A 10047-nucleotide genomic window follows, 5' to 3' on the forward strand; every position below is an offset into this window, starting at 1 on the left:
AACATTTTAAAGTGTATCTCAGGGGGGCGGGAGCTTGCGCTTATGAGAAGTGAATGCCTCATGCAGTGAAGATGATCTCACCACTCTCATCAAATTTTAGACATAAAAAAACACGCTTTAAGCGTGTCGTTTCATTCTTATTTATTTCAGTGGTTGCGGGAGCCGGATTTGAACCGACGACCTTCGGGTTATGAGCCCGACGAGCTACCAGACTGCTCCATCCCGCGCCTGAAATTTGTAGACTTATTTAAAGTTGCTTACATTACAACTTGGCTTCCAATTAAAGAATTGGTTGCGGGAGCCGGATTTGAACCGACGACCTTCGGGTTATGAGCCCGACGAGCTACCAGACTGCTCCATCCCGCGCCTGTATATTTTAAGTCTATCGACTACTTTATTTTATCTCTTAAGTTAGAGTTTACAGTAACCTCAATCCCTAAGGAAATTGGTTGCGGGAGCCGGATTTGAACCGACGACCTTCGGGTTATGAGCCCGACGAGCTACCAGACTGCTCCATCCCGCGCCTGTAATTTCTTTAAAGCATTTTCGTAATATTTACTTGCCTGCCTTGAAGAGAGCGCTACTATATAGGAATAAACATTTAATGCAAGACCTAAACTAATTAAAGTTGTTCAACCGAACAAAAAGCAATCAAATTACTACTCTGCGATCAATCTTTGATGTGGATTAATCATTTTTTGCCATTCCCAGTCGGGATGTCCCATCACTATAAAGTCAGGGTTCTCAGTACTCTCTCGTTGGTTGTACGTTAGCGGATTAAATTCTGCATCCGTAATACAACCACCGGCTTCTTCAACAATAACTTGTGAAGCACCTGTATCCCACTCTCCCGTTGGACCAATTCTTAAAAAACAATCTGCTTTGCCCTCTGCAACAGTACAGGCTTTTAAAGAACACGAACCAATAGCAATCGTTGTAAACTGACTATTTAAATACTGACTCACCGCTTCTATTTTTTGGCGGCGGCTCACTGCAAGCGTCAAGCTCTCTGGCGGCGCTACAGATATTTGCTTATCAATTGAGTTTTCACGTTTAAAGGCACCATTTTTAGCAGTAGCAAAATAAGTCACACCTTTTGCAGGCCAATGAATAACGCCAAGCACAGGGTGATTATTTTCAATCAATGCAATGTTTACTGCAAAGTCGCCACTTTCTAAAATAAATTCGCCTGTACCATCCATCGGATCGAGCAACCAATAACGCTGCCAATCTTGTCTGTCGGCGAGTGCTGGTATAGGTGTTTCTTCCGACATAATTGGGATATCGGGTGCAAGTGCTTTTAATCCAGCAACCAGTACGTCATTTGCTGCTAAATCAGCTTTGGTAACAGGCGTATTATCTGATTTCTCTTGTTGGCCAATATCGCCTTTTTTATAAATGGCCATAATTGCATCGCCAGCACGCTCAGCTAATTCAATGCACGGTTCGATTAATTTATTCATCGGCAGCTCCAGACGCTAAATACTTATCTAATAATAGCAAAGCTGCAACACTGCGTGCTTCGGTAAAATCTTCTTGGTCTAATAATGACTGCCACTGAGTTAATGGCCACTTAACAACAACTAGCGGCTCTGGTTCGTCACCAATAAGGGTTTGAGGGTATAATTGCTTAGCAAATAAAATATGCATAGTGGCATTAAAGTAACTCGGCGCCATTGTTACTGTTCTTAATGGTTTAAAATACTCAGCACCAAAGCCAATTTCTTCTTTAAGTTCTCTGTTAGCAGCTTGCCCTGGGGTTTCGCCCGGATCAATTAAGCCTTTAGGAAAACCTAACTGGTAATTGTTTGTACCCGCACAGTATTCACGTACAAGTAGTAACTCATTATCTGCACTTAACGGAACAATCATCACTGCTCCCCGGCCACCGCCGCGAATTCGCTCATACTGGCGCTCTTCGTTATTAGAAAACTTTAACTCTAAAGACTCCACAGTAAACAGGCGACTTTTAGCAACAACATTGTTACTGAGGATTTGTGGTGGTGTTGGGTGCTTTTTCTGTGTCATTGGCGTTAATTTGCTATCATGGCAGTTAGTTCAATAATAAACCTTATAAGTTGAAATTCCTATGTTAAATTGGTCAAAAATCGATACCGTTTTGCTCGACATGGATGGAACATTACTCGATTTACATTACGACAGTCATTTTTGGCTTAACGTTATCCCTGCGCAACACGCATTAGCTAGAGGCATTAGCCTAGATGCAGCTAAAGCAGATATTTTAAAACGCTATCAAGCTGTGAGCGGTCAAATACAGTGGTATTGTTTAAATTATTGGGAGCAGCAATTAAACTTGCCTATAATGGAGCTTAAACGAGAGTCTCAGCATTTAATTAAAATGCGCGAAGACGTACCTCATTTTTTAACCGAGCTTAAAAAAGCAGGCAAAGAGTTAATTTTACTTACCAACGCCCACCCTGAGAGTGTCATGCTGAAATTTGAGCATACAGCGATTGATAACTACCTAGATGGTGTAGTGTCTACTCATGAATATGGAGTAAGTAAAGAGCAGCAAAGTTTGTGGCACCAAGTACAAAAAGACTTAGGGTTTAATAAGCAGCGCACTTTGTTTGTAGATGACAGTGTGCCGGTATTAAATGCCGCACGAGAATACGGCATCGAGCACTTACTTGCAGTTGCTAACCCTGATAGCCAACAACCACATAACGAAATAGCCGATTACCTGAGTGTTACCGACTATCGTAAGATTATTTAACTCAGTTTACGTGGGCTAGATTTTTGGGTAACGCGCTTCAAGGCCTTGGTACACTAACTTTGCAAAATCTGCATGTTCTGTATCAAGGCTTTTAACTACTTCAACTAAATGCTCGTTATCTTCTTGCCCGTTCCACTCTTTAATGTAGCTACCGTCTTTGTAGCCATGATCTTGACGGAAAAAGTTTAACGTGTTTTTACCTACGTAGCCGCGATATAAATCATCAATATCCATACCCATTTGCGCCATACAGCCGGCAAAGGCAGCGGCATTAAACGTTTTATCTGCAACGGCGGAAGCCGCTAATATTTCTAGCGTTTGTTTAAAGTCATCCGCTTGTTGAGCATTACTAAGCTCAGCTTCAAGTTGCTTTGCTAAGTCTTCGTAGCTAGTTTTGCCGTCAATTCTAAGCGATAGACCAAAATGAAAAATATCAACCAACTCTAAAATAACTTGTTCAGTATCTGGTGTTTGTTTTTTCCACCACTTCCAACCATGATGATCCAGCATTTCAGCGCACTCAACCCAAATAGCGCGGTACCATTCGAATCCTTGAGTAAACCATTGCTCATGTACTTTAGTGTTCATGGCATTTTGCATTTCTAGCATAACTACTAGCTTGTTTAAATTGGCAGACATATTCATTCCTGTCGTTTTTGATTAGTGTAATAGTACAGATAAAGGAAGCTTAACGCATCAGCACTATCTTAATATGTAGTTTACTTTGAGCCGCTAAATTCAGCCCATGAATCAATTAAATCAATGAAATCTTCAAAGCCACAACCACTACTTAAACCATTTTCTTCAAGCGCTAAATCGTCATCTTGATACGCTATTAGGTCTTCACTGTCTTGATGAAGCGCATGGGCTTCAAATAGTGCTTCGTCTTTGGTTAATATTAAATCTATTTCTTGGCCTTTTAGCGTTAGCGGCTCATAGCTTGAACTCACCGATGCAATAAGCGCTTGAACCATAGCTACTTTGTCTTTGCCTATTTCTTCGTTTAGCCAGCGACCAATAATAGCGTGTTCACTACTTATTTTAATACGTAGCCCACTAATAGGGTCGCGAATAAATTGATATTCCATAGGATTTGCCTGTAAATCTTTAATTGCGTAATTATATACGTAAACGCCCGCAAACCACAGGACATATAAAGTAAAATAGCGCCACAAGGGCGCTATTTTATTCAACTTTAAAGCAGTTAACTTCGCGATCTATAACGCGCTGCGTCAATAATCGACCATAAGTAAATAATAGGCACTAGTACAAAACCTACAAGCACATAAATTAGTGCGTAACTTATTATAATAGCGAGTGCAAAAAATATAGCCGCTAAAATACGCCCTTGCACTAACTGCCCTAAACCAGGAAAAAATATATTACATAATGCTGCGATTACGTTACCGCCAGAACCTTGATCTGCCATACTAACCTCTGTATTTATTTGATTTTATAATTATTTACTTACACACTCTATGCCAATTTATTAAAGCTTACAAATCAAATAGTTAAATTAGTCTAGATTTAGAGAGTTAGTAAATTTTGCTAACTTTAGGTCAAATTAGCAATTTTTGTTATGCTTTTACGCTTTTTTGTTTGTTCAAAAAATTATCAAGTTACTCGTTTTTAAGGCTATTTTATAAATAGCTGTTTATAAAAACAGTATTTTATTTAGCCTAACAAAAACACCTGTTATACTGCCCACAATATTGATTAAAAAGGCGTAACGATGGACGTTTCACAATTACTCGATGGCTTAAATGACAAACAACGCGATGCCGTTGCAGCCCCACTACAAAACATGCTGGTATTAGCAGGTGCTGGGTCTGGTAAAACACGAGTGTTAGTTCATCGCATTGCGTGGCTTATGCAAGTTGAGCAAGCATCTGCTTACAGTATTTTTGCCGTAACCTTTACTAATAAAGCGGCTAAAGAAATGCGCAGCCGCGTTGAAGAAACACTAAAAGCCCCTGTAGGTGGTATGTGGATTGGTACGTTCCATGGTTTGTCGCATCGTATTTTACGTGCTCATCACCGTGAAGCTAACTTACCAGAAGCCTTTCAAATTTTAGACTCTGACGATCAACTTCGGATGATCAAGCGCTTATTAAAATCGATGAATATCGATGATAAAAAATGGCCCGCCAAACAATTTGGCTGGTACATCAGCGCTAAAAAAGATGAAGCACTTCGCCCTAAAGATATTCAAGCATACGATATTAACGAGCAAATGATGCTGCGTGTTTACGCCGCCTACCAAGAGGCCTGTGATAGAGCAGGCCTAGTAGATTTTGCCGAAATATTACTACGCAGCTACGAAGTGTTAAAAAATAACCCAACGTTACTGCGTCATTATCAGCAACGCTTTGCACATATGCTCGTAGACGAGTTCCAAGATACAAATACCATTCAATATGCTTGGTTAAAGTTACTTGCAGGCGATACAAGCAGTATCATGATTGTAGGCGACGATGACCAAAGTATTTACGGTTGGCGCGGTGCTAAAATCGAAAATATTAAACGATTTTTAACTGACTTTAGCGCAGAAACCATTCGTCTTGAACAAAACTACCGTTCAACAGCAACTATTTTGAAAGCGTCTAATGCATTAATTCAAAATAACTCAGAGCGTATGGGTAAAAGCTTGTGGACCGACGGTAACGACGGCGAGCCAATTTCTATTTATGCGGCATTTAATGAGTTAGACGAAGCACGCTTTGTAAGTAGCAAACTACGAAGCTGGTTAAATGCAGGTAATGCCCTGCAAGATGCCGCAATTTTATACCGTAGTAACGCGCAATCTCGTGTACTCGAGGAGGCTATGCTGCAAGAAGGCTTAAAATACCGTATTTATGGGGGTATGCGATTCTTCGAACGACAAGAAATTAAAGATGCGTTGTCGTACTTACGCCTAGTAGGTAATCGTCAAGACGATGCCGCGTTTGAGCGTGTAATTAATACGCCAGCACGCGGTATTGGCGATAAAACATTGAGCCATATACGCGATTGTGCACGAGCAGAATCGTTACCGCTTTGGTATGCCGCAAAAGCAATTGTAGAACAACAGCATTTATCTGGTCGTGCTTCTGGTGCAGTAAGTAAGTTTGTAGAACTCGTTGAACAAATAGAAGATAAAATTAGCGATCTAACTTTGCATGAGCAAGCCAAGTACACAATTCAAACCTCAGGCTTGATGGCAATGTACCAAGCCGAAAAAGGTGAAAAAGGCCGTGCTCGCGTAGAAAACTTAGAAGAGCTAATTAGCGCTTGTGATCAGTATGAGCTGCCTGAAGACGAAGAGTACAGCTCACCTTTACAAGGCTTTTTAGCCCATACGTCACTTGAGTCAGGTGAAGGACAAGCAGAAGAACACGAAGACGCCGTACAAATGATGACGCTTCACTCAGCTAAAGGCTTAGAGTTTCCGCTAGTGTTTATGGTAGGCGTAGAAGAAGGCATGTTCCCTTCTCAGCAAAGCAACGAAGAGTCGGGTCGCTTAGAAGAAGAGCGCCGCCTTTGTTATGTAGGCATGACACGAGCAATGGATAAGTTATATATTAGCCATGCTGAGAGTCGCCGTTTATACGGGCAAGAAAAATACCATAGCCCATCTCGCTTTTTACGCGAAATCCCTGAAGACTGCGTAGAAGAAATCCGTATTAAAACACAGGTTTCTCGCCCACCTGCCGCTGGGCGTTTTAGCGCATCAGTTAGCCATGCCGCATTTGAAGACAGTGGCTTTAACTTAGGACAACGAGTTTTGCATGCTAAGTTTGGTATTGGTACCGTACTTAATTACGAAGGCAGTGGCGCGCAATCTCGCGTACAAGTTAACTTTGACGACCTTGGTAGTAAATGGTTAGTAACGGCCTATGCACGATTACAAGCGGTATAAAGCACACCTAAATGAGTTAGAGCAACAATTAGCTGGCGCGTATCATCGTCAGCTAGTGTTGATTACGGGCAGCCCAGCTTGGTGTTATGAAATACTTAACTCATTAATAAATAACGACAATACACTTGTTGTATCAAAGCGGTGCGCGATTAAAAATTCGTACTGGCCTACTCGCACTCACCAAATTTTAGGGCAAGAATTTGCTCATGCTGTTTACGATGGTTTTAGTGGTTTGCACCCTGATAAACTTGCAGCACTTGCCGGCACCGTTAAAGCAGGCGGTATACTGTTTTTATTACTGCCTGAACTAGATGATTTAGCCTCTTGGCAAGATCCCGCATTAAGTACAGTGCAATCACACGGTCAGAGCATTGACTACAGCATATTTAATCAACGTTTCGCGACTATTATTAAACCGTTACCCGCTTTTCATTTGAGTGAAAAAAGTGGCTGTATTAGTAATAACGCCAGCTATGTAGCTCATAATAAAATTGATTATCAGCCACAGCAAAACTGCGTTGATCAAATAGTAAAAGTAGCCAACGGTCGTGCAAACAGGCCTTTACTCATTAATGCTGATAGAGGCAGAGGTAAGTCGGCAGCACTTGGCTTAGCCGCGGCAAAACTAACTGATAAAAAAGTAATTATTTGCAGCACTCAGTTTAAAGCGACCCATAGCAGCTTTAAACATTTAGCCCAAGAGTTAAGCCTTCAATACAACGCTGAACATAAACAGCTCGCCAACTTGCACTACGTTGCACCTGACGCGTTATTAAACACACTACCTGAGTGCGATTTACTACTCGTTGATGAAGCTGCAGCAATCCCTGTTCCGTTATTACTACTAATGCTAGCTCATTACCCTCGTATAGTATTTGCAAGCACTCTGGTTGGGTATGAAGGCAATGGTAGGGGTTATACCATTCGCTTTAGTAACTATATTAAAGCACACTATAAAGCCTCTAAAGTTGTAACACTTGATGAGCCACTGCGCTTTGCTAAACACGATCCTCTTGAGCAACACATTCGCACACTACTAGCACTCGATGCACAATATATAGAGTTAAGTAGTAATGAATTAGAGCAGCCAGTACATAGCGAAATAACTCAGCAATCCCTTGTAAACAATGAGCCTTTACTGCAGCAAGTTATTGCCCTACTTGCACTGGCTCACTATCAAAGTAGTGTCAACGACTTACGCCAACTACTAGACGCACCATCGCAAAGACTATTTATTAGCAAAATTAATAATCAATTAGTTGGCGTATGCTTAATCGCCATAGAAGGTGGTTTGAGTGAAGAACTTGCCCTACAGATTATAAGTGGAGAGCGCCGTCCGCAAGGGCATTTAATGGCGCAAGCACTCTCACAGCTTAGCTTTAATAATGACTGTTTAACGCAACTGAGCGCTCGCGTTGTACGAATAGCGATTGATCCGAGTTCCCACAATATAGGACTTGGTAAAAAGCTACTTAGTTTTTGCGAATCGCAGGTAAAAAGCCAATGTAGTTGGCTTGGCGCAAGCTTTGGGGCAACAGCGCAGTTACTTAATTTTTGGCAAAATCTAGGGTTTGATACTGTAAAATTAGGTTATCAACGCGATAAAAGCACCGCTGAACATTCGGCGCTTGTGGTTAAATGCTTAAGTGACAAAAGTACAATTATTCAACCTTTGAAAAAGCAGTTTAAAAACGATTTTTTTTATGGGCTTTTAACACACTTTAAAACACTAGATTGGCAACTCGTGAATATCCTAATTGAAGAATTTAGCGACGAGTTAATAAGCCTAGAGACTCACGAGCGACTAGCGCTGCTCACTAAAAGTAACTTCACTCAATTTAGTATCTCTGCAACTCTTTGGCAGTTACTGAGCCAGTCACCTTCTTGTATATCTCAATTAACAGAGTCTGATAAACAACTGTTAATAAAGTTAGTACTTCAAAATGAAAGTAATGAAAAAGTGATTCAACACTTAGGTTTATTAGGAAAAAAGCAGCTTGAGAATCAATTTAAACGTGCCATAAAAAACCTCACTAGCACCATCTAATAATTTCTAGTTGCCCTATCTCTGTTAAATTTTATCCATCTTTAAGCTATTTATTTAATTTGTTCTATCCTTAAAGCATTAATAGGTAAATTAAGATAAAGGCATGGAATTAATAAACTTTAAAGTGGGCTGCAAAACAATTTCGCTAAAAATACTCGATATTTTATTAACTGAGCGCTTTGACAATAATCTAACAACTTTACCAAACAATAATAAAAGCTTTATTGGTGTTAAAGATTATATGGATATACCAACACCTGTTTTTGATTTAGGTATTATTTTAAATAATATCTCAACTGAACAAAGTAATGCGCATGTACTAAAACAACTAAGAATATGGCAAGACAAACTATTAAACTGGTTTAATACCCTTCAAAGTAACTTATTAAATAGCTCGGCTTCTATTTCAAATAATGACGCAGAACTACAAGATTTTGTTTTGTTTTACAAAGAATTCAACACCGACAATGAAGACTTAAAATTAACAATGTCTCGGCTTGACGAGCCCTTCCAATCATTACTAGAAACAGCGAAAGCAGCCATAGCAGCCCATAATCGAAGTGATGATAAACACACATCAGCTCTGCTCGACAAAATTAAGCGCAGTAGTCTAATTCAGCTTGAGCGTTTATTTGAATCCGCTAAAGAGCAAATAACCTTAGACTATAAACCTATTATTGTTTTCACCACCAAAGACGGACTAAATCCACATGTTGGTTTATTAGTAGATAAGGTTGAAGATAATATCGACTATAAAGAAGAAGACATAAAGCCACTGGATAAGCTCACTGAGGTTGGTTTTGATCTAGACCCACAAACTAAAAATATGATGCTAGGATTAATCAAGCTCCCCCAAAAGCATAGTGTATTAATTGATCCAAGCGTAATATTTAAACCAGCTCAACTAGAAGAATCTGAAAGTGAAGAAACCCAAGCTTATGGACTATTTTAAATAGCCTTTAAATTTGGTTATTAACTTTAGTACTGGAATAATGAGCTATTCCGCTCAACTTGTACATTTAGATGAATTAGAGAAGAATCGAGTATGTAATGTCCGTTACTCCCCATATTTCACTTTTCTGAAGATGTAAAAAAGCCCGACTATTTCTAGTCAGGCTCTCTACAATTTGAGGTCTGTGCGCTACGCAGTAGAATGTCGTAGTGCCCACGGCGGTGGAGAGCCACAGTGAAATGCTACACTATCTTTGTGTCGCGATATGAGTGTGTATTAATTGCGCGAATTTCACTTTTCTGCAGACGTAAAAAAGCCCGAATCGTTAGATTCGGGCTTTCTACAATTTGAAGCCTGGTAATGTCCTACTTTCACATAGCAAATGCTACACTATCATCGGCGCTGTTTCGTTT

At 40.2% G+C, this 10047-nt stretch carries 9 protein-coding genes and 3 tRNA genes; 4 read left to right on the forward strand and 8 right to left on the reverse strand.

Features of this window, described 5'->3' with window-relative positions; translation table 11 throughout:
* Positions 1-150: 150 nt before the first annotated feature.
* From H5090_RS09290 to nudE, 5 genes are all read right to left on the reverse strand, one after another.
* Positions 151-227 (reverse strand) — tRNA-Met (locus H5090_RS09290).
* A gap of 62 nt (positions 228-289) precedes the next feature.
* A tRNA-Met gene (locus H5090_RS09295) sits at positions 290-366 on the reverse strand.
* 80 nt (positions 367-446) lie between these two features.
* Positions 447-523, reverse strand: a tRNA-Met gene (locus tag H5090_RS09300).
* A gap of 136 nt (positions 524-659) precedes the next feature.
* On the reverse strand, positions 660-1463 hold the full coding sequence (gene cysQ / locus H5090_RS09305; RefSeq protein ID WP_182695533.1) for a 3'(2'),5'-bisphosphate nucleotidase CysQ: 804 nt from the start codon (positions 1461-1463) through the stop codon (positions 660-662).
* A complete protein-coding gene (gene nudE, locus H5090_RS09310) occupies positions 1456-2028 on the reverse strand; it encodes an ADP compounds hydrolase NudE (RefSeq protein WP_182695534.1) in 573 nt (190 codons plus the stop codon). Before nudE ends, cysQ begins: the two co-directional genes overlap by 8 nt.
* Positions 2029-2089: 61 nt before the next feature.
* Here nudE and yrfG point away from each other — a divergent pair, with 61 nt between their 5' ends.
* On the forward strand, positions 2090-2737 hold the full coding sequence (gene yrfG / locus H5090_RS09315) for a GMP/IMP nucleotidase (protein WP_182695535.1): 648 nt from the start codon (positions 2090-2092) through the stop codon (positions 2735-2737).
* 15 nt (positions 2738-2752) lie between these two features.
* On the opposite strand, the gene H5090_RS09320 is transcribed toward yrfG, so the two are convergent.
* From H5090_RS09320 to H5090_RS09330, 3 genes are all read right to left on the reverse strand, one after another.
* Positions 2753-3376, reverse strand: a complete 624-nt coding sequence (locus tag H5090_RS09320) for a dUTP diphosphatase (RefSeq protein ID WP_002963012.1) — start codon at positions 3374-3376, stop codon at positions 2753-2755.
* Positions 3377-3456: 80 nt separating this feature from the next.
* The gene (locus tag H5090_RS09325; protein ID WP_002963010.1) at positions 3457-3825 is read right to left on the reverse strand and encodes a YacL family protein; all 369 of its coding nucleotides are present in this window, start codon (positions 3823-3825) and stop codon (positions 3457-3459) included.
* A 116-nt stretch (positions 3826-3941) separates the two neighbouring features.
* A complete protein-coding gene (locus tag H5090_RS09330; protein ID WP_002963009.1) occupies positions 3942-4166 on the reverse strand; it encodes a hypothetical protein in 225 nt (74 codons plus the stop codon).
* A 303-nt stretch (positions 4167-4469) separates the two neighbouring features.
* Between H5090_RS09330 and uvrD the strand changes: the two genes are divergently transcribed.
* The 3 genes from uvrD (at position 4470) to H5090_RS09345 (ending at position 9634) form a co-directional block, all read left to right on the forward strand.
* Positions 4470-6635 (forward strand): DNA helicase II, encoded by a 2166-nt coding sequence (gene uvrD, locus H5090_RS09335; protein ID WP_002963007.1) that lies wholly within the window; start codon positions 4470-4472, stop codon positions 6633-6635.
* Positions 6613-8682, forward strand: a complete 2070-nt coding sequence (locus H5090_RS09340; RefSeq protein ID WP_182695536.1) for a GNAT family N-acetyltransferase — start codon at positions 6613-6615, stop codon at positions 8680-8682. The genes uvrD and H5090_RS09340 overlap by 23 nt, the downstream gene beginning before the upstream one ends.
* 103 nt (positions 8683-8785) lie before the next feature.
* The gene (locus tag H5090_RS09345) at positions 8786-9634 is read left to right on the forward strand and encodes a chemotaxis protein (protein WP_182695537.1); all 849 of its coding nucleotides are present in this window, start codon (positions 8786-8788) and stop codon (positions 9632-9634) included.
* Positions 9635-10047: the final 413 nt, after the last annotated feature.

Source organism: Pseudoalteromonas sp. SR43-5 (assembly GCF_014163835.1).
Lineage (GTDB): Bacteria > Pseudomonadota > Gammaproteobacteria > Enterobacterales > Alteromonadaceae > Pseudoalteromonas > Pseudoalteromonas distincta.

Coding starts and splice junctions, on each gene's coding strand:
- H5090_RS09340 (WP_182695536.1), top strand. CDS start 6,613: ATGCACGATTACAAGCGGTATAAAGCACACCTAAATGAGTTAGAGCAA.
- yrfG (WP_182695535.1), top strand. CDS start 2,090: ATGTTAAATTGGTCAAAAATCGATACCGTTTTGCTCGACATGGATGGA.
- H5090_RS09320 (WP_002963012.1), bottom strand. CDS start 3,376: ATGTCTGCCAATTTAAACAAGCTAGTAGTTATGCTAGAAATGCAAAAT.
- H5090_RS09325 (WP_002963010.1), bottom strand. CDS start 3,825: ATGGAATATCAATTTATTCGCGACCCTATTAGTGGGCTACGTATTAAA.
- cysQ (WP_182695533.1), bottom strand. CDS start 1,463: ATGAATAAATTAATCGAACCGTGCATTGAATTAGCTGAGCGTGCTGGC.
- H5090_RS09345 (WP_182695537.1), top strand. CDS start 8,786: ATGGAATTAATAAACTTTAAAGTGGGCTGCAAAACAATTTCGCTAAAA.
- H5090_RS09330 (WP_002963009.1), bottom strand. CDS start 4,166: ATGGCAGATCAAGGTTCTGGCGGTAACGTAATCGCAGCATTATGTAAT.
- nudE (WP_182695534.1), bottom strand. CDS start 2,028: ATGACACAGAAAAAGCACCCAACACCACCACAAATCCTCAGTAACAAT.
- uvrD (WP_002963007.1), top strand. CDS start 4,470: ATGGACGTTTCACAATTACTCGATGGCTTAAATGACAAACAACGCGAT.